The sequence below is a fragment of the Pandoraea sp. genome, from assembly GCF_004297875.1.
GTDB lineage: Bacteria > Pseudomonadota > Gammaproteobacteria > Burkholderiales > Burkholderiaceae > Pandoraea.
Genome location: NZ_SCSK01000067.1, coordinates 102,800 through 129,537 on the forward strand (window position 1 = coordinate 102,800; position 26,738 = coordinate 129,537).

Annotated in this window: 25 protein-coding genes; 18 read left to right on the forward strand and 7 right to left on the reverse strand. The window is 62.4% G+C overall.

Annotated features, from left to right (window positions below; all coding sequences use genetic code 11):
- The first annotated feature begins 60 nt into the window (after window positions 1–60).
- The 6 genes from EPN80_RS19605 (at window position 61) to moaE (ending at window position 5,604) form a co-directional block, all read left to right on the forward strand.
- Complete coding sequence (locus EPN80_RS19605) at window positions 61–1,371, forward strand: homoserine dehydrogenase (RefSeq protein WP_293031367.1); 1,311 nt, start codon at window positions 61–63, stop codon at window positions 1,369–1,371.
- A gap of 20 nt (window positions 1,372–1,391) precedes the next feature.
- Entirely contained in the window at window positions 1,392–2,852 is a 1,461-nt protein-coding gene (gene thrC, locus EPN80_RS19610; RefSeq protein ID WP_293031370.1) for a threonine synthase, read from the forward strand.
- 19 nt (window positions 2,853–2,871) lie between these two features.
- Window positions 2,872–3,480, forward strand: coding sequence for a uracil-DNA glycosylase family protein (locus tag EPN80_RS19615; protein ID WP_293031373.1), 609 nt, complete (start codon window positions 2,872–2,874; stop codon window positions 3,478–3,480).
- Between the two features lie 153 nt (window positions 3,481–3,633).
- On the forward strand, window positions 3,634–4,842 hold the full coding sequence (gene glp / locus EPN80_RS19620; RefSeq protein ID WP_293031375.1) for a gephyrin-like molybdotransferase Glp: 1,209 nt from the start codon (window positions 3,634–3,636) through the stop codon (window positions 4,840–4,842).
- A 23-nt stretch (window positions 4,843–4,865) separates the two neighbouring features.
- Entirely contained in the window at window positions 4,866–5,123 is a 258-nt protein-coding gene (gene moaD / locus EPN80_RS19625) for a molybdopterin converting factor subunit 1 (protein ID WP_293031378.1), read from the forward strand.
- 10 nt (window positions 5,124–5,133) lie between these two features.
- Complete coding sequence (moaE, locus tag EPN80_RS19630; protein WP_293031381.1) at window positions 5,134–5,604, forward strand: molybdopterin synthase catalytic subunit MoaE; 471 nt, start codon at window positions 5,134–5,136, stop codon at window positions 5,602–5,604.
- 12 nt (window positions 5,605–5,616) lie between these two features.
- Here the strand turns inward: moaE and EPN80_RS19635 are convergent, their stop codons facing one another.
- On the reverse strand, window positions 5,617–6,075 hold the full coding sequence (locus EPN80_RS19635) for a group III truncated hemoglobin (RefSeq protein WP_293031383.1): 459 nt from the start codon (window positions 6,073–6,075) through the stop codon (window positions 5,617–5,619).
- A 161-nt stretch (window positions 6,076–6,236) separates the two neighbouring features.
- Between EPN80_RS19635 and clpB the strand changes: the two genes are divergently transcribed.
- Window positions 6,237–8,831 carry an ATP-dependent chaperone ClpB gene (gene clpB, locus EPN80_RS19640; protein ID WP_293031385.1) on the forward strand — a complete coding sequence of 865 codons (2,595 nt, stop codon included), beginning with the start codon at window positions 6,237–6,239 and terminating at the stop codon, window positions 8,829–8,831.
- A 91-nt stretch (window positions 8,832–8,922) separates the two neighbouring features.
- Here clpB and EPN80_RS19645 read toward each other — a convergent pair whose 3' ends face one another.
- From EPN80_RS19645 to EPN80_RS19655, 3 genes are all read right to left on the reverse strand, one after another.
- Entirely contained in the window at window positions 8,923–9,768 is an 846-nt protein-coding gene (locus EPN80_RS19645; RefSeq protein ID WP_293031388.1) for a helix-turn-helix transcriptional regulator, read from the reverse strand.
- 64 nt (window positions 9,769–9,832) lie between these two features.
- Window positions 9,833–11,398, reverse strand: a complete 1,566-nt coding sequence (locus tag EPN80_RS19650; protein WP_293031390.1) for a sulfatase-like hydrolase/transferase — start codon at window positions 11,396–11,398, stop codon at window positions 9,833–9,835.
- 26 nt (window positions 11,399–11,424) lie between these two features.
- A complete protein-coding gene (locus EPN80_RS19655; protein ID WP_293031393.1) occupies window positions 11,425–12,741 on the reverse strand; it encodes an MFS transporter in 1,317 nt (438 codons plus the stop codon).
- Between the two features lie 216 nt (window positions 12,742–12,957).
- Between EPN80_RS19655 and EPN80_RS19660 the strand changes: the two genes are divergently transcribed.
- From EPN80_RS19660 to aceA, 5 genes are all read left to right on the forward strand, one after another.
- Complete coding sequence (locus EPN80_RS19660; RefSeq protein WP_293031395.1) at window positions 12,958–13,920, forward strand: LysR substrate-binding domain-containing protein; 963 nt, start codon at window positions 12,958–12,960, stop codon at window positions 13,918–13,920.
- Between the two features lie 41 nt (window positions 13,921–13,961).
- Window positions 13,962–14,456 (forward strand): ribonuclease E activity regulator RraA, encoded by a 495-nt coding sequence (rraA, locus tag EPN80_RS19665; RefSeq protein ID WP_293031398.1) that lies wholly within the window; start codon window positions 13,962–13,964, stop codon window positions 14,454–14,456.
- Window positions 14,453–14,866, forward strand: a complete 414-nt coding sequence (locus EPN80_RS19670) for a gamma-glutamylcyclotransferase (RefSeq protein ID WP_293031401.1) — start codon at window positions 14,453–14,455, stop codon at window positions 14,864–14,866. The genes rraA and EPN80_RS19670 overlap by 4 nt, the downstream gene beginning before the upstream one ends.
- 146 nt (window positions 14,867–15,012) lie before the next feature.
- Window positions 15,013–15,921, forward strand: a complete 909-nt coding sequence (locus EPN80_RS19675; protein WP_293031404.1) for a DMT family transporter — start codon at window positions 15,013–15,015, stop codon at window positions 15,919–15,921.
- Window positions 15,922–16,229: 308 nt separating this feature from the next.
- Complete coding sequence (gene aceA, locus EPN80_RS19680; protein ID WP_293031407.1) at window positions 16,230–17,549, forward strand: isocitrate lyase; 1,320 nt, start codon at window positions 16,230–16,232, stop codon at window positions 17,547–17,549.
- 177 nt (window positions 17,550–17,726) lie between these two features.
- On the opposite strand, the gene EPN80_RS19685 is transcribed toward aceA, so the two are convergent.
- A complete protein-coding gene (locus EPN80_RS19685; protein WP_293031623.1) occupies window positions 17,727–18,161 on the reverse strand; it encodes a universal stress protein in 435 nt (144 codons plus the stop codon).
- 108 nt (window positions 18,162–18,269) lie between these two features.
- Complete coding sequence (locus EPN80_RS19690) at window positions 18,270–19,229, reverse strand: LysR family transcriptional regulator (RefSeq protein WP_293031410.1); 960 nt, start codon at window positions 19,227–19,229, stop codon at window positions 18,270–18,272.
- Window positions 19,230–19,337: 108 nt separating this feature from the next.
- Between EPN80_RS19690 and EPN80_RS19695 the strand changes: the two genes are divergently transcribed.
- The gene (locus EPN80_RS19695) at window positions 19,338–20,045 is read left to right on the forward strand and encodes a haloacid dehalogenase type II (protein ID WP_293031413.1); all 708 of its coding nucleotides are present in this window, start codon (window positions 19,338–19,340) and stop codon (window positions 20,043–20,045) included.
- Between the two features lie 59 nt (window positions 20,046–20,104).
- Window positions 20,105–21,691 carry a malate synthase A gene (gene aceB, locus EPN80_RS19700; RefSeq protein WP_293031416.1) on the forward strand — a complete coding sequence of 529 codons (1,587 nt, stop codon included), beginning with the start codon at window positions 20,105–20,107 and terminating at the stop codon, window positions 21,689–21,691.
- A gap of 101 nt (window positions 21,692–21,792) precedes the next feature.
- Here the strand turns inward: aceB and EPN80_RS19705 are convergent, their stop codons facing one another.
- Entirely contained in the window at window positions 21,793–23,400 is a 1,608-nt protein-coding gene (locus EPN80_RS19705) for a DEAD/DEAH box helicase (protein ID WP_293031419.1), read from the reverse strand.
- Between the two features lie 429 nt (window positions 23,401–23,829).
- Between EPN80_RS19705 and EPN80_RS19710 the strand changes: the two genes are divergently transcribed.
- The 4 genes from EPN80_RS19710 to EPN80_RS19725 all read left to right on the forward strand — a co-directional run bounded on the left by EPN80_RS19710 (window position 23,830) and on the right by EPN80_RS19725 (window position 26,729).
- The gene (locus EPN80_RS19710; RefSeq protein WP_293031422.1) at window positions 23,830–24,369 is read left to right on the forward strand and encodes a MarR family transcriptional regulator; all 540 of its coding nucleotides are present in this window, start codon (window positions 23,830–23,832) and stop codon (window positions 24,367–24,369) included.
- Between the two features lie 74 nt (window positions 24,370–24,443).
- Window positions 24,444–24,950: a diaminobutyrate acetyltransferase gene (ectA, locus tag EPN80_RS19715; protein ID WP_293031425.1), complete on the forward strand. Its 507-nt coding sequence runs from the start codon at window positions 24,444–24,446 to the stop codon at window positions 24,948–24,950.
- Window positions 24,951–25,026: 76 nt separating this feature from the next.
- On the forward strand, window positions 25,027–26,334 hold the full coding sequence (gene ectB, locus EPN80_RS19720; protein ID WP_293031428.1) for a diaminobutyrate--2-oxoglutarate transaminase: 1,308 nt from the start codon (window positions 25,027–25,029) through the stop codon (window positions 26,332–26,334).
- On the forward strand, window positions 26,331–26,729 hold the full coding sequence (locus EPN80_RS19725; protein ID WP_293031431.1) for an ectoine synthase: 399 nt from the start codon (window positions 26,331–26,333) through the stop codon (window positions 26,727–26,729). The genes ectB and EPN80_RS19725 overlap by 4 nt, the downstream gene beginning before the upstream one ends.
- Window positions 26,730–26,738 lie beyond the last annotated feature (9 nt).

Below are 26,738 nucleotides of genomic sequence, written 5' to 3' on the forward strand. Positions count from 1 at the left end.
CAGGCCCGACCGCTCGCGTGGCGCGGGCGGCACCGATTTCGATTTTAAAAGTAACGACGCATGAATCCGATTAAAGTAGGTTTGCTGGGACTGGGCACCGTGGGATACGGTGTGTTCGACGTGTTGCGCCGCAACCAGGAAGAAATTCAGCGCCGCGCGGGGCGCGGCATCGAAATCACGATCGTCGCGGTACGCAACGTGGAGCGTGCGCGGCAGCGCCTGGCGGGAGCCTGCGAGGTGGTCGACGACCCGATGCGGGTGGTGACCGACCCCAATATCGACATCGTCGTCGAAACGATCGGCGGATACGACCTGACACGCGAATTGGTCCTGACAGCGATTGCCAATGGCAAGCACATCGTCACCGCCAACAAGGCGCTACTGGCGGTCCACGGCAACGAAATTTTCGCCGCGGCCAGAGCCAACAACGTCATGGTGGCGTTCGAGGCTGCCGTGGCTGGCGGCATTCCGATCATCAAGGCGCTGCGCGAGGGGCTCACGGCCAACCGCATCGAATGGATCGCCGGCATCATCAACGGCACGACCAACTTCATCCTGTCCGAAATGCGCGACAAGGGCCTCGACTTCGATGTCGCGCTCAAGGAGGCCCAGCAACTGGGCTATGCCGAAGCCGACCCGACCTTCGATATCGAAGGTATCGATGCCGCGCACAAGATCACGATCATGAGCGCCATTGCTTTCGGCGTGCCCGTGCAGTTCGAGAAGGCCTATGTCGAAGGCATCACCAGGCTGGCGGCAATCGACATCAAATACGCCGAGGAACTGGGCTACCGCATCAAGCTGCTTGGCATCACCCGCCGGGTCGCGTCGGGCATCGAGTTGCGCGTGCACCCCACGCTGATTCCCGGCAAGCGCCTGATTGCCAACGTCGAGGGGCCGATGAACGCGGTCGTGGTGCAGGGCGACGCGGTGGGTGCGACGCTCTACTATGGCAAGGGCGCCGGCGCCGAGCCGACCGCCTCGGCGGTGGTGGCCGATCTGGTCGACGTCATCCGCCTGCATACCGCCGACCCCGGCCATCGCGTGCCGCACCTCGCGTTCCAGCACGATGCGCTGTCCAACACGCCGGTGCTGCCGATCGACGAGGTCACCACCAGCTACTACCTTCGTTTGCGGGTAGCCGACCAAACCGGCGTGCTGGCCGAGATCACCCGCATCCTGGCCGATCTGGGCATTTCCATCGATGCCTTGCTGCAAAAGGAGTCGCGCGAAGGTGAACAGCAGACCGACATCATCATCCTGACTCATCAAACGCAGGAAAAGCATATCAACACTGCCATCGGCCGGATCGAGGCGCTGCCCACGGTACTCTCGAGCGTCACGCGCATCCGCATGGAAAGCTTGAACTAAACCCAACGGGGCGCCACACCATGAAATATCTTTCCACACGTGACGTCGCCGGCAGCGAGCCGCTGTCGTTTTCCCATATCCTGCTGGGTGGCCTCGCGCCGGACGGCGGCCTGTACCTGCCGCTCGCTTATCCGCGCATCGGCGCGGCCGAACTCACGGCCTGGCGGCAACTGTCATATGCCGATCTCGCCAGTGCCATCCTGGGTAAATTCTGCGACGATATTCCCGCCGACGACTTGCGCCGACTCGCGCGCCGCACCTACACACCCGAGATCTACCGCAACGTGCGCGCCGGGGAAGATCCGCGCGAGATCGCGCCGCTGCGCGTGCTGGGCGACGAGCAGGGCACCCGGCTGTCCCTGCTGGGCCTGTCCAACGGACCGACGCTGGCCTTCAAGGACATGGCCATGCAACTGCTGGGTAATCTGTTCGAATACGCGTTGGCGCAGCATGGGCAATCGCTCAACATCCTCGGCGCGACCTCCGGCGACACCGGCAGCGCGGCCGAATACGCGATGCGCGGCAAGCAGGGCATCCGGGTTTTCATGTTGTCCCCGGCCGGCAAGATGAGCGCGTTCCAGACCGCGCAAATGTACAGTCTGCAAGACCCGAACATCTTCAATCTGGCGGTCCAGGGCGTGTTCGACGATTGCCAGGACATCGTCAAGGCGGTCTCGAACGATCTGGCGTTCAAGGCGCAACAGCAAATCGGCACAGTCAACTCGATCAACTGGGCGCGCGTGGTCGCGCAGGTGGTTTACTACTTCAAGGGCTATTTCGCGGCCACTGGCGGTGCGAGCGGGCAGGACCGGCCAGTCTCGTTCACGGTGCCCTCGGGCAATTTCGGCAACGTTTGCGCCGGTCATATCGCGCGCATGATGGGCCTGCCGATCCACCGGCTGGTGGTGGCCACCAACGAAAACGACGTACTCGACGAGTTTTTCCGCACCGGTCGCTACCGTGTGCGCAAGTCCGCCGAAACGCTGCATACCAGCAGTCCAAGCATGGATATTTCCAAGGCGTCCAATTTCGAGCGTTTCATGTTCGATCTGCTGGGACGCGATGCCCGGCGCACGGTCGACCTCTTCAAGGCCGTCGAGACCGAAGGCGGGTTCGATCTGGCGGGCTCGACCGATTTTGCCCGCATCGCCGAGTTTGGCTTCGTCTCGGGACGCAGCACGCACGACGACCGCCTGGCCACGATTCGAGACATCGATCAGCGCTATGGCGTGGTCATCGACACCCACACTGCCGACGGCGTCAAAGTCGCGCGCGAACAACTTGAGCCCGGCGTCCCCATGGTCGTGCTTGAAACGGCGCAGCCAGCCAAGTTCGCCGAGACGATTCGCGAAGCGCTGCGCCGCGAACCGCCGCGCCCGGCGGGTTTCGAGCATCTCGAGGCGCTGCCGCAGCGCTTCGAAACCGTGCCGGCCGACGTTGCCCGTGTGAAGGCGTTCATCGCCGCACACACCGGCCTCTAGCCCGCCGCACCCAGCCGATATGGCTCGCGCGCCGCGTCTGTCGTCGCTGCTGAAGGAGGTGCGCGCCTGCCGCGCCTGCGCGGCGGATTTGCCGCATGAACCAAGGCCGGTGGTAGTCGCACACGCATCCTCTCGGGTGCTGATTATCGGCCAGGCGCCCGGCCGGCGCGTTCACGACACGGGCGTGCCGTGGAACGATCCGTCGGGTGACCGCCTGCGCGGTTGGCTGGAGATGAGCCGCGAGGGTTTCTACGACGCTTCGGTGCTGGCGATCGTGCCGATGGGACTCTGTTTTCCCGGCAGCGGCAAGCATGGTGACCTGCCGCCGCGTTCGATTTGCGCGCCGCGCTGGCATGGCGCATTGCGCCAGGCCATGCCAGACATCCGACTGACCCTCCTGATCGGCAGCTACGCGCAGCGCTATTACCTTGGCGACGCCTGCGGCGCCACCATGGCCGACACCATACGGCAATGGCGCACCCACCTGCCAGCCTATTTCCCGCTGCCGCACCCCAGTCCGCGCAATCAGGCGTGGTTCAAGCACCACCCGTGGTTCGAGGCCGAGGTGCTGCCGGCGCTGCGCCAGTGTTTGCGCGATATTTTGCCGCCTGCGGCCCAGCCATCCTGATAACCCTTATGTGGCGGCGGCGCTGTGCAACGGCGGGGCAGCCGCTACAATGCAAAAATGCGGGGCGCGCCCGTGAGCCTCGATGCGCCGGCATGACCGTTGCGTGCCATGCGCTGCGCACTGACCCCGAACTCCCTGACCGTGACATCGACCATGCTGAGTACCCAAGAAGCCCTTCAAGCCGTCCTGAGCGAGGCCCGTCCGATTCGCGAGAGAGAAAGCCTCGATACGCTTGAAGCCAACGGCCGAGTGCTGGCCGAAGACATCGTGTCGCCGCTGGATGTGCCGCCGATGAGCAACAGTGCGGTCGACGGCTACGCGGTGCGTCATGCCGACCTGCGCGGCGCCGGGACGGTGTTGCCGGTGTCGCAGCGCGTGCCCGCCGGGCACCAGCCGGAGCCGCTCGAGCCGGGCACCGCGGCGCGGGTTTTCACCGGCGCGCCGATTCCGGCGGGTGCCGACACCTCGATCATGCAGGAACAGTGCGAAGCGCGCGGCGACGAAGTTGTCATTGGTCATCAGCCCCAGATGGGCGAATGGATAACCCGCCAGGGGGCGGACATCCAGGCCGGCAGCGTGATCCTGCCGGCTGGCACCCGCCTGAGTCCGCAGGCACTCGGGCTGGCAGCTTCGATCGGTTGCGCCCGCGTGCCGGTCACCCGGCGCTTGCGCGTGGCGGTTTTTTTCACCGGGGATGAACTGGTCATGCCCGGCGAGCCGCTACGCCCGGGCGCGATCTACAACTCCAGCCGCTTTACGCTGCGCGGCCTGCTGGAAAATCTTGGCTGCGCGCTGACCGATTTCGGTATCGTGCCCGACCGGCTCGACGCGACGCGCGCGACGTTGCGTCAAGCAGCGCGGGAGCACGATCTGATCATCACCGTGGGCGGGGTTTCGGTTGGCGAGGAAGACCATATCAAACCGGCCGTGCAGGCCGAGGGACGCCTTAACCTGTGGCAGATCGCGCTCAAGCCAGGCAAGCCGCTCGCGTTTGGCGAAATCGACAACGGCACCGCCCGGCCTGCCTATTTCATGGGCCTGCCGGGCAATCCGGTCTCCAGCCTGGTGACTTTTCTGTTGTTCGTGCGGCCGTTCATCCTGCGCTTGCAGGGCGTCGAGCGCGTTACGCCACGGCGCTTTGCGATGCGAGCCGATTTCACGCAAAAGAAAGCCGATCGCCGCAACGAATTCCTGCGCGCGCGGCTCAACGAAGACGGCGGCCTGTCGCTGTTCGCCAATCAGAGTTCGGCGGTCCTGACCTCGGCCGTCTGGGGCGATGGCCTGATTGACAATCCTCCCAATCACGCAATCCAGGCTGGCGAGAACGTCCAGTTCATTCCCTTTGCCGAATTGCTTTATTGAACCGCAGGAGCTATGGGTTTCCCATGAAAATAGAATTGCGTTTTTTTGCCAGCGTCCGCGAGGCCCTGGGTACGGCCGAGGAAACTGTCGAGGTGCCGGAATCGGTACGCACGGTCGGCGACGTGCGAGCCTGGTTGTGCAGGCGCGGCCCCGCTTGGCAGGAGACCCTGGCCCAGGGCAAGGCCTTGCGCACGGCCTATAACCACCAGATGTGCGGCCCGGCCACGCGCCTGAGCGAGCAGTGCGAAGTGGCTTTTTTCCCGCCGGTCACCGGCGGCTGAGGACAACGCCATGCCTATCAAAGTCCAGCAAGGCGATTTCGATTTGAGCGCGGAGGTCGCGGCCCTGCGGGCCGGCGATCTGCGCGTGGGCGCCGTGGCCTGCTTTGTCGGTACGGTGCGCGACCTCAGCAGCGGCCAGGACGTCGCCGAACTTGAACTCGAGCATTATCCCGGCATGACCGAGAAGTCATTGGCGGCGATTGTCGAGCAAGCCCATGAACGCTGGGATATCTACGACGCGCTGGTGATCCATCGCTACGGCAAGCTCAAGCCGGCCGATCAGATCGTTCTGGTAGCCGTGACCTCCGCGCATCGCGGCGAGGCGTTTGCGGCGTGCGAATTCATCATGGATTACCTGAAATCCGAGGCGCCGTTCTGGAAAAAAGAACAGACCCCGGCCGGGGCCCGGTGGGTCGAGGCGAGACACAGCGATGAGGCTGCGCTGGCGCGCTGGGGCGTTGATAAACCGCAGGACAAGTAGCTTGCTGGCGTGCTACGGTCGCGCCGGGCGGTTCTGCAGGCGTGCCAGCAGCACTTGCTGCTCCGGCGGCAAGACGTAGTCCCACCCGAACAAGCCAAGTTGCAGGCTCTGTGCGATGCGCAATGCCGGTGTCATGAAAGCCATCGCCGCGGCTGGCTCGTAAAGGCGATCGACCGTATCCAGAAAAAGATAAAGCCAGCGGTTGAAGTGCTCGCCCCGCAGTCCCTGCAGCGGCATATGCGCCTGCATGACGTTGCCGCGATAACGCTTGGTGCCGAGCACGATACTGCTCCAGAAATCACACATCTTCGGCAGATGCTGTTCCCAACGGCCGGCAAGAATCTGGTCAAAGACCGGGCCGAGCATGTCGTCCCGGCGTATCCTGTCATAAAAAGTATCGACCAGCGTGCGGATATTGATTTCGTCGGGCGATGCCGCGCGAGGGGCGGCTGGATCAGCGATTTGAGTCACGATACTTAAATATGTAATTTTAATGCATATTAATCTGCGTTAACCGGAAAGGCAAGTCGGGTACCGGCGACGGGCTCGGCGATAAACGCCATTTTTCCCTTGAAAACGTCGAGTATCGGCCGCACATCGAAGGCAAAGTCAATCTTCTCCTGGAGCATTCGATGCGACAAGACAAATTCACCACGCAGTTCCTCGAGGCGCTTTCAGACGCCCAGAGTACCGCGGTCGGACGCGACAACCAATATATCGAACCGGTCCATCTGCTGGGCGCCTTGCTGGCTCAGCCGGAGGGCGCGGCACGCTCGCTGCTGGCGCGCGCCGGTGTGCATGTGCAGCCGCTGGCCAATGCAACGCAGCAGGCCATCGAGCGTCTGCCGCAAGTGCAGGGCACCAATGGCAATGTTCAGGTCGGACGCGATCTGGCCGGCTTGCTCAATCAGGCTGACAAGGAAGCGCAAAAGCGTGGCGACAGTTACATCGCCAGCGAAATGTTCCTGCTTGCGCTGGCTGACGACAAGGGCGACACCGGTCGTCTGGCGCGCGAGCATGGTCTGTCACGCAAGGCGCTGGAGGCGGCCATCGACGCGGTGCGCGGCGGCCAGGCGGTCGACAGCCAGGATGCCGAGGGCCAGCGCGAGGCGCTCAAGAAATATACGCTCGACCTGACCGAGCGGGCCAAGGCGGGCAAGCTCGACCCGGTCATCGGCCGTGACGATGAAATCCGCCGCACGATCCAGATCCTGCAGCGCCGCACCAAGAACAACCCGGTGCTGATCGGCGAGCCCGGGGTGGGTAAGACCGCGATCGTCGAGGGACTGGCGCAACGCATCATCAACGGCGAAGTACCCGAGTCGCTGAAGAACAAGCGCGTTTTGGCACTGGACATGGCGGGCTTGCTGGCCGGCGCGAAGTATCGGGGTGAGTTCGAGGAACGCCTCAAAGCCGTGCTCAAGGACATTGCCAAGGACGAAGGCCGCACCATCGTCTTCATCGACGAAATCCATACCATGGTCGGTGCCGGCAAGGCCGAAGGCGCCATGGACGCCGGCAATATGCTCAAGCCGGCGCTGGCGCGCGGCGAACTCCACTGCATCGGCGCGACCACGCTCGACGAGTATCGCAAGTACATCGAGAAGGACGCCGCGCTGGAGCGCCGGTTCCAGAAAGTCCTGGTCGACGAACCCTCGGTGGAGGCGACCATCGCCATCCTGCGCGGCCTGCAGGAAAAGTACGAACTGCACCACGGCGTCGAAATCACCGACCCGGCGATCGTCGCGGCCGCGGAATTGAGCCATCGCTACATTACCGACCGCTTCCTGCCGGACAAGGCGATCGACCTGATCGACGAGGCCGCCTCGAAGATCAAGATGGAGATCGACTCCAAGCCGGAGGCCATGGATAAGCTCGACCGCCGGCTGATCCAGCTGAAGATCGAACGCGAGGCCGTGAAGAAGGAAACCGACGAAGCGTCACAAAAGCGGCTGGCCCTGATCGAGGATGAAATCGTCCGGTTGGGCAAGGAGTACGCCGATCTCGAGGAAATCTGGACAGCGGAAAAGGCCGCCGTGCAGGGCAGCGCGCAAATCAAGGAAGACATCGATAAGACCCGTGCCGAGATCACGCGTTTGCAGCGCGAGGGCAAGCTCGACAAGGTTGCCGAGCTGCAATACGGGAAGTTGCCGCAACTCGAGGCCAAGCTCAGGGAAGTCACCCAAGCCGAGGCGTCGGGCAAGACGCAGGCCCGCCCCAAACTGCTGCGCACGCAAGTGGGGGCCGAGGAAATCGCGGAAGTGGTGTCGCGCGCGACCGGTATTCCGGTGTCGAAGATGATGCAGGGCGAGCGGGAAAAGCTGCTGCACATGGAAGACAAACTGCACGAGCGGGTCATCGGCCAGAACGAGGCCATCGAGGCGGTGGCCGACGCCATCCGGCGCTCGCGCGCCGGCCTGGCGGATCCGAACCGGCCCTACGGTTCTTTCCTGTTCCTTGGGCCGACGGGGGTTGGCAAGACCGAGCTATGCAAAGCGCTGGCGACATTCCTGTTCGACTCGGAAGACCATCTGATTCGCATCGATATGAGCGAATTCATGGAAAAGCACAGCGTGGCACGCCTGATCGGTGCGCCGCCGGGCTATGTCGGTTACGAGGAAGGCGGCTACCTGACCGAAGCCGTGCGGCGCAAACCGTATAGCGTGATTTTGCTTGACGAGGTCGAGAAGGCGCATCCGGATGTCTTCAACGTACTGCTGCAGGTGCTCGACGACGGTCGCATGACCGATGGCCAGGGCCGTACCGTGGACTTCAAGAACACGGTCATCGTGATGACCTCGAACCTGGGGTCGTCGTTGATTCAGGCGATGGTGGGCGAGCCGCAGGACCGCATCAAGGATGCCGTGTGGGGCGAAATCAAGGAGCAGTTCCGGCCGGAGTTCCTGAATCGCATTGACGAAGTGGTCGTGTTCCATGCGCTCGACGAGCAGCATATCAAGTCGATTGCAATGATCCAGATCGAGCGCCTGCGCGAACGGCTGGCCAAGATGGACATGCAGCTCGACGTCTCGGAGGCCGCGCTGGCGCATGTTGCCAAAGAGGGCTATGACCCCGTCTTCGGGGCCAGGCCGCTCAAGCGTGCGATCCAGCAGGAGATCGAGAATCCGGTGGCCAAGCTGATCCTGGCAGGCAAGTTCGGACCGAAGGATGTCGTGCCGGTCGATTGGCACGATGGCAAGTATCAGTTCGAGCGGATCGTGCACTGATCGCCAGCGGCGAAGTGCAGCACAGGCGCGGCTTCGGCCGCGCTTTTTTTGCGTGCGCGTCTGTGTGACGCCTGGGGCGTGCGGTAGGGATTCAGTCGCGGCCGTGCGCCGGGGGAGGGCGGTGTTCGGAGACCTGATGCTGGCCACGAGCGAAGAACGCGCTCGGACTCTCGCCGAAGGCGCGCCGGAACATGGCCGAGAACGCGCTTTGACTGCTGTAGCCGAGTTCGTGCGCGATGCGAGCCAGCGAGTAGCCTCGCGAGGCGAGCGGGATCGCCTGCGCCAGCAGCGCCTGCTGGCGCCAATGTACAAAGCTCGTACCCATCTCCTGACGGAATAACCGGGCGATCGTGCGCGAACTCGCGCCGGCATAGCGCGACCACTGCTCCAGCGTCCAGGTGCGCGCCGGGTCCGCCAGAATCGCATTGCACAGATTCAGCAAGCGTTTGTCATTAGGTAGCGGCACTTGCAGCGGCAGTGGCGTTGCACGGCCGATCTCGTCCAGGGCCAACGCGCCCAGCAGGCGCTCGCGCGCCGGATCCAGCGGGCCGGGCTGGTCAATTGCGGCAATCAATTCGCGCAGCAGGGGCGAGACTTCGACCACCCGGCAACCGCTCAACGCCGCGGGAATTGCCGCCGGCAGCACATACAGCGTACGCAAATAGGCGTCTTTCAGAATCGATAACTGGTGCGGCGTGTGAGGCGGAATCCAAAGGGCCCGCGACGGCGGCACGATCCACGCGGCGTTGGCAACCGCCAGCCGGATGACGCCTTGCGTGGTGTAGGCGACCTGAGCCCACGGATGCGCATGACGCGGCACGACGACGCCCTGCGCCAGCGGTCGCGAACGCAACCTCACCGGCCGGGCGTCGCTGGGCCCGTATTCGTGAGGCACGATATGCAGCGCGATGGGCGCGCTTGGGATCTGCTCGGGCATGGCAATCAGGCGGGAAATGGGCTGAGCAGATGTTAGCGCACCCGCGCCGAACGCGTGCGGCGCCTCACCAAACGCCGTAGAACACTCCCGCGTTCTTGTATTGGTTGGTGCCGCGTTCGACTTCGGCCTCGGAGACTGTCGTCCTGTGTTTCAAATGGCTGAGCCAATCCAGCAGTCGGGCGCGCATGCCGTCACGAATCGATTCATAGCCCGGTTCCTGGCCCAGGTCGAAAAACTCCTCGGGATCGCTTTGCAGGTCGAACAATTGCGGCGCATAGCCTTCCCAATGGATATATTTCCAGGTATCGGTGCGCACCATCCATGCGCGGCACTCGTCGGGGCGGCGGCCCAGCGTCAGGCGTGCCTGGCGGTAGGCGTAATCGAGTTCGGAGAACACCGCTTCGCGCCACGGCTGGGCCAGTGCCTGGTCGCGTGTGAGCGCCAGCAGTGATCGCCCCTCCAGACGGTGCGAGGGCAGTGGCGTGTCGAGCGCCTCGAGAATGGTCGGCACGGTATCGATTGCCTCGATCAGCTGCTTGTTCGTCTGGCCGCGCGTGGCGTTGGCCTCGGGCGACGGGTCGTAGACGATATACGGTACGCGTTGCACGGTGTCATAGAAGAGTTCCTTCTCGCCGAGCCAATGGTCGCCGAGAAAATCCCCGTGATCGGCGGTGAAAATAATCAGCGTGTCCTGCCAGCGGCCGAGCGTCTCCAGCGTCTGCCAGAGCCGCCCAAGGTGAGCATCGAGCTGACTGATCAGTCCCTGGTACGCGGGGCGGACGTGATGGGCGACCTCCTTGCGCATGAAATTCGCGCACTCCTCCTGCTGCCGGTAGGCCGTCACCACAGGATGCGGCGCAGCCAGCTCGCGTGGGTGACGCTGCAGCGGCAGGCATTGGTCCAGCGTATATTGGTTGTGATACGGCGCGGGGGCCATGTATGGCCAATGGGGTTTGACGTATGACAGATGCAGCACCCATGGCGCGTCGCCGTGGCCCTCGATGAAGCGGATTGCCTGATCGGTCGTGTACGCCGTTTCGGAGTCGGCTTCGGCCACTCGGGCCGGCAAATGAACGTTGCGCATGTGCCAGCCGCTGACGACCCGCCCGTGTTCGTCCTCGGCGGAGATCACGTAGTCGCTCCATGGATCCGCGCTTGCGTAGCCGCGCTCGCGCAGGTAGCGCGCGTAGCCGCCATCCGGCTCGGCATGGTGGCCGTCGTAGCGGTCGACCAGCCTGAAATGGCCCTCGCGCAGCAGCACGCCGAGTTCGCTATCGCCCTCGATGTGCAGGCGCTCGAGGCCGTGGCGGTCCGGCGTGACGTGACTCTTGCCCACCAGTGCGAGCCGTTGCTGGCGGTCTTTCAGGTATTCGCCCAGCGTGAGCTCGTCGATCGACAGCGGCACGCGGTTCCACGTCGCGCCGTGGCTCGAGACGTAGCGGCCGGTATAAAAGGACATGCGCGACGGCCCGCACACGCCGGACTGCACGAATGCGCGATCGAAGCGCACGCCGCGCCGCGCCAGCGCGTCGATGTTCGGCGTCTTGAGATACGGGTGACCGTAGCAGGCGAGATGGTCGGCCCGCAGTTGATCGCACATCACAAACAGCACATTACGAATGGAGGACATGAACACAGGGCCCTGAAAATCGCCGGTTACAACGAAAATTCGCCCTGCCCGGATGCGCCGGCGGCATCCAGGCCAGTCTCGCGCGCCTTGTCCTGCATTGGCCAGAGCGCGATTACGCCGATCAAGGTGGCTATCGTGACGAAGTAGGCCGGCATCATCTTGTCACCGGTGATCTGGATCAGCCACGCTACCAGGAACGGCGAGAAGCCGCCGAACAACGTCGTGGCGACATTGTACGAAATCGACAATCCGGTCGCTCTGACACGCGTGGGAAACAATTCCGCCAGCGCCGTGGCCGCCGGGCCCAGCGACGCGGCCATCAAAATCGCGAAAATCATTTCCGTGGCCAGCAGGCGCGGCAGGCTGGGCGCGGCGACCAGCCAGACAAAGAGCGGGTAGATGGTCAGCAGGTAAAGCACCATGGCCGCGCCCATCACGGGCTTGCGGCCGATACGGTCGGAGAGCAAGCCGAACAGCGGAATCAGGATCATGCGCGTGGTGCCGGTGGCCACCAGCACCACGAACGGTGCGGCGACCGGCAAGTGCAATTGGCGCACGGAATAGATTGGCAAATACACGTTGAGCACGTATTGCGCGACCGAGCTGAAGACCACCAGTCCGAAGGCGATGAGCAGCGCGCTGCGATGCTCGCGCCAGATCGCGCCGAAGCTCACGCGGGCCGCGTCTGTCGCCGTGGCGATCGCTTGCGTGTAGCCGGGTGCTTCGTCGATCCTGGTGCGGATATAGAACCCCACCGGACCGATCAGCAAGCCGAACAAAAATGGGATGCGCCAGCCCCACTCGTTGAGCGCCGTGGCAGACAGGCCACGCGAGATCAGCGCGCCCATGGTGGCAGCCACGACCGCTGCCAGGAACTGTCCGAAGTTCTGCCAACTGCCATAGAAGCCGCGCCGGTTCGCCGGTGCGTATTCGATCAACAGCGCCGTCGCGCTGCCGAATTCGCCGCCGGCCGACAAACCCTGCAGCAGGCGCGAGAGCACGACGATGGCCGGCGCGGCGATACCGATAGTGGCGTAATTCGGCGTGAAGGCGATCATTGCCGAGGCAATGCTCATCAGCACGATGACCAGCGACAGCGCGGCCTTGCGCCCGACCCGGTCGGCGTAGATGCCGAGCATGATGCCACCGAGCGGGCGCACCAGGAACGCGCTGCCGAAGGTCGCGGTGGTGAGCAGCACCGAAAGCGTGGGGTCAGTCGACGGAAAGAACTGCTTGGCGATGATGACCGACAGGAAGCCGAAAACAATGAAGTCGTACCACTCGAATGCATTGCCGATGGTCGCGGCAACGATGGCACGCCGATGGACTGCAAGGGATGACATGGAAAGGCCTCCTGATGAAAACGGCCGCCACCGGCCGTGTTATCTCGTTGTTCGCGGGCTGACCAGCGCAGCCGACGTTCGGTCGCCAGCGAGCCGGCCCAGCGCCGGGGCTTGGCTGCCGCGATTTTTCGAGGAATTTTCCACCTATAATTTATTACCGTCTAATGAGATATTCGTGTCTATTGATAAATTAATGGTTATGAAATAAAGGCTGTCATGCTACCGATCGAAAGTTATTTTTCTCGTCAATTGAAGCTGCGGCACCTGCAATTGCTGGTCACGCTGGCTGACTTGCCGACCGTCGGGAAGGTGGCTCAGGCGCTGCACGTGACCCAGCCGGCCATCTCCAAAATGATTGCGGATCTCGAGCGCGGGGTCGGCGTGCCGCTGTTTGAGCGCGATGGCCGCCGCATCAAGCCCACCCCCTATGGCGCCTGCCTGATTCACCACGCCCGGGAAGTGTTGCGGCACGCCAATCGTGCCAGCGAGGCCCTGCAGGCGATGGCCAACGGCATGGGCGGTCGGATCGACGTGGGCGTGTTGTCGGTAGCCGCGCCGATCCTGATTCCGGAGGCGGTGTTGCGCTTCAAGCGGCACTCCCCGACCGCCACGGTGTGCCTGCACGAGGGAACGCTCGATCAGTTACTGCCGGCATTGCGAGCCGGTCATCTCGATCTCGTGGTGGGACGGGTCGCGCAGGAGTTGACCGACGATTCGCTGGCCAGCGAGGCGCTGTTCGACGATCCGACCGTCATCGTGGCGGCGCGCACGCACCCGCTCGCGCGCAAACGCAAAGTTGCCTGGCAGGATCTGGACGGCTGCGCGTGGATCGTGCCCACCATCGGTGCGCCGATGTATAAGCGCCTGCTGTCCATTCTTGCCGCGCACGGGGTCAGGACGCCCGTCAATGTGGTGGAGTCCGTCGTCACCACGGCCAATCTCGCCTTGCTGCAATCATCGGCGGTGCTAGGCTTGTTGCCGCATTCGCTGGCGACGCACTATGCCGCCAGCGGCATCCTGAAAATACTGCCGCTCAATCTTGGTGGCGTGATGGGCCCGGTCAGCGTCGCCTGGAACGTGGATGGCGGGAACACTCCCGCGCTCGCGCTGTTTCGCCGCTGCCTGGGCGAAGTCGCGCAGGCCATGCCGGTCGCGCCTGGCGAGGACGCCACCTCGTGACGCGCTATCATCCGGTCTATTCCGATTTATGCGAGGAAACGATGTCATTTGCCACATGTGATCTTTGCGACGCCCACGAATCCCGGCTCGCAGACGGTTCGTTGCGCGTGCTCGCGCCGATGTTCCTGGGGTTCGGCAAGGTCGCGCGCTTCAGCGGCCCGGCGACCACGCTCAAGGTATTCGAGGACAACGCGCTGGTGCGCGCCACGCTCGAGACGCCCGGCGGCGGGCGGGTGCTGGTCGTCGACGGTGGCGGCTCGCTGCGCTGTGCGCTGGTGGGCGGCAATCTCGGCATGCTGGGCACGACCAACGGCTGGGCTGGCATTATCGTCAACGGCTGCGTGCGCGATTCGGACGAACTCGACGCGTGCGACATCGGCGTGCGCGCGCTGGCGGTCAATCCACGGCGGGGCGCCAAGCTGGGCCAGGGGCAGCGCGACGTCCCGGTGCAAATTGCTGGCGCGTTGATCCACCCGGGCGACTGGATCTACGCCGACCGCGACGGCATTATCGCCAGCCGGGAGAAGCTGGCGTGAGTGGCTCGCTCCATACCTTTGTCTATGGCACGCTGCGCGCCGGCGAAATCAATGACTTGCGGCGGGCAGCCGCGCGCCACGGCTTGCCGGCACCGGAGCTGGTGGGCGCGGCCGAGGTGGACGGGATCCTGTACGACTTTGGCGATTACCCTGGCATGGTGCGCGCAAATGGGCAGGGGCGTGTGCGTGGCGAGGTTTACCGGATCGCGCCGGCGTTGGTGCCGGTGCTCGACGAAATCGAAGAGGTCTACCCTGGCCAGGCGGGCCTTTTCGAGCGCGAGCAAGTGGCGGTGACCTGCGCCGGAGAAATCCACGATTGCATCGTCTACCCGGTTGCCGCATCGGCCGTTGCCGGACGGCCGCGCATCGAATCCGGCGACTGGGTCGCCCATCGGCTGGCGCGCGCCTGAGTCCGCCATGCCGGTCGCGGCCGGCATGGCGGGCAGCCAGTTCGAGGTCCGAAATTGGCCAGACAACCGTCTGCGTCCATGCGAAGATGGCGACCGCATTGGACGGGCCGATGCACAAATGCCATGCACGGGCGCAGAGGAACATCTTGAGACCTGCCGATTTCACGCGAATGATCGCCTTGTCCGCGATCTGGGGGGCCAGCTTTCTTTTCATGCGGATTGCCGCGCCGGTACTGGGCGCCTTGCCGACGGCGTTTTTTCGCGTGCTGTTCGGTGCGCTCGGCCTGGCGGTGCTGCTCGCCGCAATGCGCGTACGGTGGCGCTTCAACGGCAAATTTGGCGCGACGCTGGCGCTGGGCGCGATCAACTCCGGCGTGCCTTTCATCATGTACTGTCTGGCCGCCGAAGCGCTGCCGGCCGGCTACTCGGCGATTCTCAACGCGACCACGCCGCTCATGGGCGTGCTGATCGGCGCGCTGTTGTTTGGAGAGCGCCTGACGCCGCCCAAAGTACTCGCGATGGTGCTTGGCCTGGCCGGTGTCGGTGTGCTGACTCGGGCTGGCCCGGTTGCGCTCACACCGACGGTGCTGCTGGGGGCGGGCGCCTGCCTGGTCGCCACCGCCTGCTATGGCTTGGCGGGTTTCCTCACGCGTCGCTGGATTACTGAAAAGGGTGGTTTGGACAGCAAGCTGGTGGCCTTCGGCTCTCAACTGGGCGCGATCCTGCTGGTGCTGCCGTTCTTCGCCGTTTCGTCCGTCACGGGGCCGGCGCCCGATTGGGGCACGCCCGGCGTATGGGCTGCGATGGCCGGCCTCGGCTTTATGTGCACCGCGCTGGCTTATATCCTGTATTTCCGTTTGATCGCCGATATCGGGCCGATCAAATCACTGACCGTGACATTCCTGATTCCTTTGTTCGGCGTGCTCTGGGGCGCGCTCTTTTTGGGAGAGCGCCTGTCGTGGGCGCATGCCTTTGGCGGCGGCCTGATTGGCGCGGCGCTATGGCTGGTTTTGCGCCCGGCGGGAGTTGCGACCCGCCTCCGGAAAGCGGCGTAGTCGTGCGCATGCGATTTTTCATAATGCGGCAAGCTGTTTTGGTGAGTAAAAATCTGCGTTGCTAAGCACAAAGAAAATTTTTCAATATAAAAAATTGTTTTCCACAATAAGAAATAAATATCGCAAGTAATTGATAAAAAAGGATTAATTTTTTTATTTTTTGACCATTTAGATCTGTTGCGACGCGTAAGAAATCACTAGACTCTTATATAAGACTTCGCCGCCAGAAGCGCCGGAAAAATCCGTTATGGCACCCGGCGGCGAAAAAAAGCGGTTTTTCGTTTTATCCATAGGACTAGGAGATTGCCATGTCGCGTCAACAGGAAATCAAGCAGCTGGAACAGGAATGGGCTTCCAATCCGCGCTGGAAGAACATCAAGCGCGGGTATACCGCCGAGGATGTGATTCGTTTGCGCGGCTCGCTGCAGATCGAGCACACCCTGGCCAAGCGTGGCGCGGAAAAACTCTGGGCCGGCATTACCAGCGAGCCGTTCATCAACGCGCTGGGCGCGCTGACCGGCAATCAGGCGATGCAACAGGTCAAGGCCGGCCTCAAGGCGATTTACCTGTCGGGCTGGCAAGTCGCGGGCGACGCCAACCTGGCCGGTGAAATGTATCCCGACCAGTCGCTGTATCCGGCCAATTCGGTGCCGGCCGTCGTGCGTCGCATCAACAACACGTTCGCACGCGCCGACCAAATTCAATGGTCGGAAGGCAAAAATCCGGGCGACGAAGGTTATGTCGATTTCTTCGCGCCGATCGTGGCCGATGCCGAAGCCGGCTTCGGCGGCGTGCTCAACGCTTTCGAGTTGATGAAGTCGATGATCGAAGCAGGCGCGGCAGGCGTTCACTTTGAAGATCAACTGGCTTCCGTCAAGAAATGCGGCCATATGGGCGGCAAGGTGCTGGTGCCGACACGCGAAGCCGTGGCCAAACTGGTGGCCGCGCGCCTGGCGGCCGACGTGATGGGCACGCCGACCGTGCTGATCGCGCGAACCGATGCCGAAGCGGCCGACCTGCTGACCTCGGACGTCGATGAGAACGACCGGGAATTCTGCACTGGCGAGCGCACCGTCGAGGGCTTCTACCGGACTCGCGCCGGCCTGCAGCAAGCAATTTCGCGCGGCCTGGCGTATGCCCCCTACGTTGACCTGGTGTGGTGCGAGACGGGCAAGCCTGATCTCGAATTCGCGAAGAAATTCGCCGAGGGCATCCACAAGGAATTCCCGGGCAAGATGCTCTCGTACAACTGCTCGCCGTCGTTCAATTGGAAGAAAAACCTGGACGACGCGACCATCGCCAAATTCCAGCGCGAGCTGGGCGCGATGGGCTACAAGTTCCAGTTCATTACGCTGGCCGGTTTCCACAGCCTGAATTACTCGATGTTCAATCTGGCATACGGCTACGCGCGCAATCAGATGAGCGCGTTCGTCGAGTTGCAGGAAGCCGAATTCGCGGCAGCCACCAAGGGCTTCACGGCGGTCAAGCATCAGCGCGAAGTTGGCACCGGCTATTTCGACGCGGTGACCCAGACCATCGAGCGCGAAGCGTCGACCACCGCGCTGAAGGGCTCGACCGAAGACGAGCAATTCTTCGACGCATCGCACGGGGCCGTCAAAGCGGCCTGATAGCCAGGCGGTGCGGGGCGATAGCTGGGCGGATCGTCCCGCGCAAAGCGCGACAAAGGCAAAACGGCCTGCCGCAAGTGCCGGCGGGTCGACAGGGAGAGGGGAGACAAAAAAGGGCACGCCGCGCGAACCCGGTTCGCGCGGCGTCGTTCCTGTTATGGAATCGACCCGGCTAGACTACCGGTAAATCAGGACCGGAATTTTCGAATGCACCAGGACGCGTTGCGTTTCGCTGCCGAGCAGAAGACTGGTCAAGCCACGGCGACCATGCGACGCCATCAGAATGAGATCGCAGCCGTGGCGTTCTGCGGCGTCAATGATGCCCAGGTACGGAGTGGGAAACGCCGAGGTGTCACTTCGGAACGCAACGCCCGCGGCCTTCGCCGCCTCGGCGAGCTTGTCCAGATGGACCTGGGCTTCTTGCTGGATGCGGTCGTTGAAGGTGGCAGGCGCCTCCAGCACGTATTCGCTGAACGGCGAATACGGATACTCGGCCAGACATACGTAGCCGGTCACTCTGGCGCCCAGCGCCTTGGCCAGCTCCAGTCCGCCGTTGACGGCTTTGGCGGAGAGTTCGGAGCCGTCGGTGGGTAAGAGGATATGAGTGAACAGCATATGACCTCCTTGCGTTGTGGCTGGCATGTCCAGCGATTTCATTGTAATCCTCGACCCGGGCGATTCCGCTCGATTTTGCGCGCCACCGAACCGGCACGCCGCGGCTCAGGGTATCGCGGCCGCGTCGGATGCCGGATGCCTGTCGGACTCGGCGTGCTCGGCGGCCTCCCAGTAGATCGGGTTGCTGTAGCTATGTTTCAGATAATCGATAAACAGCCGCACGCGCAAGGGCAGGTGCTTGCGCTGCGGAAACACCGCATGAATGCCGATCGGCGGTGCGGCGAATTCGTCGAGCACGGTCACCAGCCGCTTGTCTCGGATATCCTCGCCGACCTCCCACCACGAGCGCCACGCCAGGCCGTATCCCTCGAGGCACCATTCGTGCAGGACCGCGCCGTCCGTGCATTCCATCGAACCGGCCACGCGGATGTTGAGCACCTTGCCGTCCTGTTGAAAAGTCCAGCCGCGTTGCTGGTTGGTGCTGGCGCCGAATGCCAGGCAATTGTGATGGGCGAGGTCCTCCAGCGTGGCGGGCGTGCCGTGGCGCGCCAGATAGGCCGGCGCGGCCACGCAGACTCGGCGATTCTCACCGAGGCGCAGCGACACCAGGCTCGAATCGGGCAACTCGCCGAGCCGCACGGCGCAATCGAAGCCCTCATTGACCAGGTCGATCAGCCGGTCGGACAAATCCAGCGTCAACGTCACTTCCGGATGGGCGCAGAGAAAGGCCGGCACCAGTGGCGCGACATGCCGGCGCCCGAAGCCGGCCGGGGCGGTGATGCGCAGATGGCCGCTGGCCTTGACGCCACCAGCCGAGACGGTCGCTTCGGCGTTGTGCACTTCATTGAGAATGCGCTGGCAGTCTTCGAGAAAGGCCGACCCTTCGTAGGTCAGCGTGACCTTGCGCGTGGTCCGCACCAGCAATTTCACCCCGAGCCGCTCTTCCAGGCCATCGATGCGTCGGCCGATGATCGCCGGCGCCACGCCCTCGAGCGCCGCCGCACCCGACAGGCTACCTCGCGAGGCGACAGCGACGAAAGTTTCCATTTGTTTGAAACGATCCACGCTTCGATTACCTATGAAAAAGTAAAAGATAAATTGATTTCAATGAACTTTTATTCGCTCATTGATAAATAATACAATGCAAAAGTAAATTCAAGTTATACCGAGACTATGGCTACGGATATCAAAGCGGTTGTTTTTGACGCGTATGGCACGTTATTCGACGTGTATTCGGTACGCGCGGCCGCCGAGCAGTTATTTCCGGGTCATGGCGACGCGCTTGCCGCGTTGTGGCGCGACAAGCAAATCGAGTACACCCATTTGCGTACATTGTCGGGCCCACGTGGCGAGTATTACCGGCCCTTCTGGGACATTACGATCGATGCCTTGCGGTTCGCCACGCAGCGCCTGGGCCTGAGCCTGTCGCCGGTGGCGGAAAAGCGCCTGATGGACGAGTACACCTGCCTGTCGTCGTTTCCGGAAAACATCGAGGCGTTGCGTCGCTTGCGCGACAACGGGCTGCGCTTGGGCATTCTTTCCAATGGCAACCCGCAAATGCTCGATATCGCGGTCAAGAGCGCCGGCATGAAGGGTTTGTTCGAGCATGTCTTGAGCATCGATGTGGCACGCAAGTACAAGACCTCGCCTGAAGCGTATCAGTTGGGCACACACGCATTCGGGTTGTCTGCGGGCGAAATGGCGTTCGTCTCCAGCAATTGCTGGGATGCCATCGGCGCGACCTGGTTTGGCTACACGACCTTTTGGGTCAACCGGGGCGGGCTGCCGCTGGAACAGTTGGGCGTGACGCCACACGGCATGGGCCGTGATCTGCGCGACGTTGTGCGCTTCGTTGCCGCGCGCAACACTGCGCCAGCTTGAATTTGACGCACGCTTGTGCGACCGTTTTTTTACATAACCTGTTGAACCAAGGAGTCACCATGGCGATTAATCTGCCTGCGGGCGTGGAAATCAAGGCGGAAATCCGTCCCGAATTCGAAGAGATCCTGACCACTGACGCATTGGCTTTCGTGGCGAAGCTGCATCGCGCGTTTGAAGCCCGTCGCCAGGAATTGCTCAAGGCGCGCGTGGTCCGCACCGCTCGCCTGGACGCGGGCGAGCAGCCCGACTTCCTGCCGGAAACCAAGGCGATTCGCGAGGGTGATTGGAAAATCGCGCCGCTGCCGCAAGATCTGCAGTGCCGTCGCGTCGAAATCACCGGGCCGGTGGAGCGCAAGATGATCATCAACGCGCTCAATTCCGGCGCCGACAGCTACATGACCGATTTCGAGGATTCCAACACGCCCAACTGGAATAATCAGATCGAAGGCCAGATCAACGTGCGTGACGCCGTGCGCCGCACGATCAGCCTGGAACAAAACGGCAAGACCTATAAGCTCAACGACAAGGTCGCGACGCTGATCGTGCGTCCGCGCGGCTGGCACCTCGACGAGAAGCACGTGCTGGTCGACGGGCAGCGCATCTCCGGCGGGCTGTTCGATTTCGGCCTGTACCTGTTCCATAACGCCAAGGCGCTGTTGGCGCGCGGCAGCGGTCCGTACTTCTACCTGCCGAAGATCGAGAGCCATCTCGAAGCCCGTCTGTGGAACGATGCGTTCGTGCTGGCGCAAAACGAGTTGGGAATCCCGCAGGGCACCATCAAGGCCACGGTGCTGGTAGAGACGATTCTGGCGGCTTTCGAGATGGACGAAATCCTCTATGAATTGCGCGACCACAGCGCGGGCCTGAACGCCGGTCGCTGGGACTACATTTTCTCGTGCATCAAGAAGTTCAAGGTCAACAAGGATTTCTGCCTGGCCGATCGCTCCAAGATCACGATGACCGTGCCGTTCATGCGGGCTTATGCGCTGTTGCTGCTCAAGACCTGCCATCAGCGCAATGCACCCGCCATCGGCGGCATGAGCGCGCTGATTCCGATCAAGAACGATCCGCAAGCCAACGAAACGGCGATGGCCGGCATTCGCAGCGACAAGGCGCGCGACGCGACCGACGGCTATGACGGCGGCTGGGTGGCTCACCCGGGCCTCGTGTCGGTGGCCATGGAGGAATTCACCAAGGTGCTGGGCGATCGCCCGAACCAGATCAGCAAGCGTCGTGACGACGTCAACGTGGCTGGCAAGGACCTGCTGGAATTCCAGCCGGAGGCGCCGATCACCGAAAACGGTCTGCGCAACAACATCAACGTCGGCATCCACTATCTGGGCTCGTGGCTGGCAGGCAATGGGTGCGTGCCGATTCACAATCTGATGGAAGACGCCGCGACCGCCGAAATTTCGCGCTCGCAAGTGTGGCAGTGGATCCGCTCGCCCAAAGGGGTGCTGGACGACGGCCGTAAAGTGAGCGCGGAACTGGTGCGCGAGCTGATTCCGCAGGAACTCGCCAAGGTAAAGCAGACGGTTGGTGGCGAGACGCCGACTTACGACCGTGCCGCCAAGATCTTCGAGGAAATGAGCACCAGCGAGCATTTCACCGAATTCCTGACGCTGCCGCTGTACGAGGAAATCTAAGCCGACCGGCATCGAGGCGATGCGCAGTTTGCATCGCCGAACAACAAAAAGCCCCGCCGAATTTTTTCGGCGGGGCTTTTTACTGCCTTGGCTGAAGCGGCTTAGCCGCGCTTGCTGTGGCGCCCATAACCGCCGCCATTACCCCCGCCGTTACCGCTGCTTTTGCCGGCGTAACCGCCACCAAAGCCGCGCTCCGAGCGGTTGCCGCCGTCACGGAAGCCGCCACCGCCTTCGCGGTTACCGAACGAGCGGCCTGCGCCTTGCCGGGCGCCGTCGCGTGAATTGCCCCAGTTGCCGGATCCGCCGGGTTTGGCGGTTCGGCCATAGCCAGGGCGCTTGCCCGGCGCGGGTTTGTTGCCAGCCGGCGCGGCACGGCGCGGTTCGAAGCCAGCCACGACGTTGACCGCCAGCGGTTGACGGGTATAACGCTCAATACGACGCACAGCATGCGCCTCACTGTGCTGCGCGAGGCTCACGGCCGTGCCGGTGCGTCCCGCACGACCAGTGCGGCCGATGCGGTGTACGTAATCCTCGGCGAATTTCGGCAAGTCATAATTGAATACGTGCGTGATGCCTGGCACATCGATGCCGCGCGCCGCTACGTCGGTGGCCACCAGGACTCGCAATCGCTTTTCACGCATGTCTTTGAGCGTGCGGTTGCGCACGCCCTGCGGCATGTCGCCATGCAGCGCGGCGCTGCTGAAACCGGCCTGATCGAGTTGATCGGCCAGTTGGTCGGCATCCCGTTTGGTCGAGGTGAACACGATCGCCTGATCCAGTGCGCGATCGCCCAGCAGATGCGTGAGCAGCCGGTCCTTGTGTTGGCGGTCGTCGACGTAATGCAGCGACTGCGCGATATTCACATTGGCTCGCTGGTCGTTGCGGGCGGCGATTTCGATGCGTTCCGGGTTGCGCAGCAGGCGATGTACGATCGTGCTGATCTTGCCGTCGAGCGTGGCCGAGAAAAGCAGCGTCTGGCGCGTTGCCGGCGTGGCGTCGACAATAGTTTCGATATCTTCGATGAAGCCCATGTCGAGCATGCGGTCGGCTTCGTCCAATACCAGGATTTGCAAGGCCGACAAATCAATCTTGCCGCTGGCGATGTGGTCGAGCAGGCGTCCGGGCGTTGCCACCAGAATTTCCGGCTGGCGCGCCAGCAACTCCAACTGGCGGCGATACGGCATGCCCCCGAGGATGCTGACCGTGCGCAGACGGCGCAGGTGCTTGCCGTAGGTTTCGGCCGCATTGGTGACTTGCAGCGCCAGTTCGCGTGTTGGCGTGAGCACCAGCAGGGCCGGTTGTGCCGGCGCGGGCCGCACGCGTTGACCCTTGCGGGGCTTCTCGCCCGGCGCGGCGACTTCGTTGCGCGGGTGTGCCGCGCGTGCCGGATGATTGGCTTGCCATTCGGCGAAGCGGTGAATCGCCGGCAACATGAATGCGGCAGTCTTGCCAGAACCGGTCGGGCTCGATACCAGCAAATCGCGGCCGGCCAGCGCAGCAGGGATCGCGCGCTGTTGCACGGGTGTTGGCTGGGTGTAACCGGCGGCCTCGAGCGCAGACAGAATGCCCGCGTTCAAGCCCATCTCGGCAAAGGTCGGTCCACTGGACGCGGCGGCTTTTGCCACCGGGGCCGAAGCTTGGGTGGTATTTTCTTCGGACGCAGCGAAGATCGTCTGCGCGAGCGCAGATAGTTTGGAAGTGATTTCCATTAATCCCTCAACAACACAGGTTTGAATAAGGCGTTGGCGCCAATCGGCAAACCCGGGTCGACGGCTGCTAATAGCAAATCGCGGGTGGGGCAGGGGAAGTTGAACAACGGGACTTCCCGAATCGTAAGCCGGGAGTGTGCTCGAGTGCTGCGTGAGCGAACGGAGAGGCTTATAACTGGATTGGGGCAAAACGCAAATAATCCGTTGACAGGTGCAGCGCAGCAACGGAAGCCAAGATTATAGACTACTTGGGAAAATTCTGCTGGCCTTTATAAAGGCTTACGCCTGTGGTGCGGCGCAAAATCGCTGCACCATCACTGCGGCAGCCCTGTTATCGCTCGGAGGAGCATAGCAGTTTGACTCAAATCATTTCCGATATTATTATTTCAGTACAAATTAATTTATCGGAATTTTCCGGTTGCCCTGTCCATGACAACGCCATCAACCAGCAGCCAGCCGTACGATTTGCGCATCCTGCGCGCACTGCGCCGCATCACGAGATCGATTGCCCTGCATTCCCGGCAGTTGGCCGCCTGCAGCAACATTACGGCACCCCAATTGATTTGTCTGCGCGCTGTAATCGATCACGGCCCGTTGACCGCGACCGCGATCAGTCGGGAAATTCATGTCAGCGCCAGCACGGTGGTAGGCATTCTCGATCGCTTGGAAGACAAGGGGCTGATTCGCCGCGAGCGCGGACGCGAAGACCGACGGATCGTCTTTGTGTCGGCGACCGAGGCCGGCTTCAAACTAGCCAGCGAGACGCCCGCACCGATGCAGAAAAAGCTCTCGGAGGCGCTCAATGCATTACCCGAACTGGAACAGGCCACGATCACGATGGCGCTTGAGCGCGTTGTCGATCTGATCGAGTCGGGCGGTGTCTCCGCGGAATCGGCAAGTGAGCCCGCTCCACCGATTCTCGATGTACCTACGGGCGATGTGCCCCCCGAATCAGGATTGGTGGTTTGATAGATAAAGACGGCGCTTACCCCAGCGAAAATTCCAGGAGTCGCTTGGCCGTTCAAGATAAGCCCGGCTTATCCTTGAGGACACCCGATAGGCGCGATGGCGCGCAAATACATCGTTTGATCGAGCAGTGCCCACCGCTCGATCTGAATTCGCAGTACGCCTATCTTCTGCTGTGCGAGCATTTTTCGCCTACCTGCGTGCTGGCTCAAGCGGACCACCAGGTGCTCGGTTTCATCTCGGCCTATATGCCGCCGGCGCAGGCCGACGTGCTGTTCATCTGGCAAGTCGCGGTTCATCCGCAGGCACGCGGCCGTGGGCTCGGTCTGAGCATGCTGCAGACTTTGCTGCGACGACCGCATCTGAGTCACATTCAATTCATCGAAACAACGGTCAGCCCGCAGAACCAGGCCTCGCGGGGCCTTTTCGCGGCGTTGGCCACTGCATTGCAGGCCTCGATCCAAGAGCTGCCGCTGTTTGATCGTCATCTGTTTGCCGGCCACGGTCATGATGACGAACCGCTGCTGCGTATCGGCCCGTTCCAAGCCAGCCGGGTTTGGGCTCGGACAGACTGCGCGGCTTAATGATTGGACGTGCGCGGAGGGATGTGCGCCGCCATGGCGCTCGTTGGCGCGTCCGATAAAACACGGAGAAACCGCAATGGACTTAAAAATATTTGACCGAATGGAGTCGGAGGTGCGTGGCTACGTTCGGTCGTTCCCGGTGATTTTCAAGCAGGCCAGGGGTTCCGTGCTGATCGATGAAGTCAATAACGAATACATCGATTTTTTCAGCGGCGCCGGAACGCTCAACTACGGCCATAACAATCCGATTCTGAAAAAACGTCTGATCGAGTACTTGAATACCGATGGCCTGGTGCACGGGCTGGATATGGCGACATGCGCCAAAAAGCACTTTCTCGAGACGGTGGAGCGGGTGCTGCTCAAACCGCGCAACTGGCAATACACGCTGCAATTCACGGGCCCGACGGGCACCAACGCGGTGGAAGCAGCACTGAAGCTGGCGCGTCAGGTCAAGGGCCGCCAAAACGTCATCTCCTTTACTCACGGATTTCACGGCGTGACTGGCGGGTCGCTGGCTGTTACGGCCAACGCCAAGTTCCGCGGCGCTGCGGGGGTCGGGCTGGCCAACACAACTTTCATGCCGTTCGACGGCTATCTCGGCACCGACGTCAATACCATGGCTTATCTCGAGCGCATGCTGGACGACCCGAGCAGCGGTCTGGATCATCCGGCTGCAGTGATCGTCGAGACGGTGCAGGGCGAGGGTGGCGTGAACGTTGCCAGCAAGCGCTGGCTCAAGGAACTCGAGCGTTTGTGTCATCAGCACGACATGCTGTTGATCGTCGACGACATTCAGGTCGGCTGCGGACGCACCGGCAACTTCTTCAGCTTCGAGGTCGCCGGCATCAAGCCCGACATCATTACGCTGTCGAAATCGCTGTCCGGTTTTGGCCTGCCGATGTCGCTGGTGCTGATGAAGCCAGAGCTCGACGTGTGGAAGCCGGGCGCGCACAGCGGGACATTCCGCGGCAACAACATGGCATTCGTCACCGCAGCGCAGGCGCTCGACACCTATTGGACGGATGGCACATTTGCCGATGAAACCGCGCGCAAGGAGCGCCTGGTGCGCGACTGGCTGGAGAATTTGGTTCATAGCTATCCCGGCGCGGGTTTGAGCGTGCGCGGCCGGGGGTTGATTCAAGGCCTCGCGACCTCGGGGCGCAACGACATGGCAAATCGGATCGCGCGCGAGGCGTTCAGGCACGGCGTCGTGATCGAGACCTCCGGCGCCAACGACGAAGTTCTCAAAATTCTGCCGGCGTTGACCATCGAGGACGACCTGCTCAAACGCGGGCTCGAAGTCATCGAGCAAAGTGTCGCGCACGTGCTGGCCAGCCAAGGCGCCGGCGCCCATGTCTTCAAATTCGGAGGGAACAAGCGATGATCGTGAAAAATGTCAATGACGTGATCGGCACCAAGGACGAGATCAAGACCGATAACTGGCTGAGCCGACGGGTGCTGCTCAAACAGGACGGCATGGGATTCTCCTTTCACGAGACCGTGATTTTTCCCGGGACCGAGACGCATATCCATTATCAGAACCATCTCGAGGCAGTCTGGTGCATCGAGGGTGACGGCGAAGTCGAAACCATTGCGGACGGAAAGAAATATGCACTGGGCCCAGGGGTCGTCTATGCGCTGAATGAAAATGACGATCACTGGCTGCGCGGAGGAAAGGAGCCCTTGCGGGTGATTTGCGTTTTCAACCCGCCCTTGACTGGTCGGGAAGTGCACGATGCCGACGGCGTCTATCCGATCGAGCAGCCTCAGGCCGCCTGAGATGCAAAG

Bases quoted from the DNA above. Each gene is read 5' to 3' on its own strand.
- EPN80_RS19605 (WP_293031367.1), top strand. From the start codon at position 61: ATGAATCCGATTAAAGTAGGTTTGCTGGGACTGGGCACCGTGGGATAC.
- thrC (WP_293031370.1), top strand. From the start codon at position 1,392: ATGAAATATCTTTCCACACGTGACGTCGCCGGCAGCGAGCCGCTGTCG.
- EPN80_RS19615 (WP_293031373.1), top strand. From the start codon at position 2,872: ATGGCTCGCGCGCCGCGTCTGTCGTCGCTGCTGAAGGAGGTGCGCGCC.
- glp (WP_293031375.1), top strand. From the start codon at position 3,634: ATGCTGAGTACCCAAGAAGCCCTTCAAGCCGTCCTGAGCGAGGCCCGT.
- moaD (WP_293031378.1), top strand. From the start codon at position 4,866: ATGAAAATAGAATTGCGTTTTTTTGCCAGCGTCCGCGAGGCCCTGGGT.
- moaE (WP_293031381.1), top strand. From the start codon at position 5,134: ATGCCTATCAAAGTCCAGCAAGGCGATTTCGATTTGAGCGCGGAGGTC.
- clpB (WP_293031385.1), top strand. From the start codon at position 6,237: ATGCGACAAGACAAATTCACCACGCAGTTCCTCGAGGCGCTTTCAGAC.
- EPN80_RS19645 (WP_293031388.1), bottom strand. From the start codon at position 9,768: ATGCCCGAGCAGATCCCAAGCGCGCCCATCGCGCTGCATATCGTGCCT.
- EPN80_RS19650 (WP_293031390.1), bottom strand. From the start codon at position 11,398: ATGTCCTCCATTCGTAATGTGCTGTTTGTGATGTGCGATCAACTGCGG.
- EPN80_RS19655 (WP_293031393.1), bottom strand. From the start codon at position 12,741: ATGTCATCCCTTGCAGTCCATCGGCGTGCCATCGTTGCCGCGACCATC.
- EPN80_RS19660 (WP_293031395.1), top strand. From the start codon at position 12,958: ATGCTACCGATCGAAAGTTATTTTTCTCGTCAATTGAAGCTGCGGCAC.
- rraA (WP_293031398.1), top strand. From the start codon at position 13,962: ATGTCATTTGCCACATGTGATCTTTGCGACGCCCACGAATCCCGGCTC.
- aceA (WP_293031407.1), top strand. From the start codon at position 16,230: ATGTCGCGTCAACAGGAAATCAAGCAGCTGGAACAGGAATGGGCTTCC.
- EPN80_RS19695 (WP_293031413.1), top strand. From the start codon at position 19,338: ATGGCTACGGATATCAAAGCGGTTGTTTTTGACGCGTATGGCACGTTA.
- aceB (WP_293031416.1), top strand. From the start codon at position 20,105: ATGGCGATTAATCTGCCTGCGGGCGTGGAAATCAAGGCGGAAATCCGT.
- EPN80_RS19705 (WP_293031419.1), bottom strand. From the start codon at position 23,400: ATGGAAATCACTTCCAAACTATCTGCGCTCGCGCAGACGATCTTCGCT.
- EPN80_RS19710 (WP_293031422.1), top strand. From the start codon at position 23,830: ATGACAACGCCATCAACCAGCAGCCAGCCGTACGATTTGCGCATCCTG.
- ectB (WP_293031428.1), top strand. From the start codon at position 25,027: ATGGACTTAAAAATATTTGACCGAATGGAGTCGGAGGTGCGTGGCTAC.
- EPN80_RS19725 (WP_293031431.1), top strand. From the start codon at position 26,331: ATGATCGTGAAAAATGTCAATGACGTGATCGGCACCAAGGACGAGATC.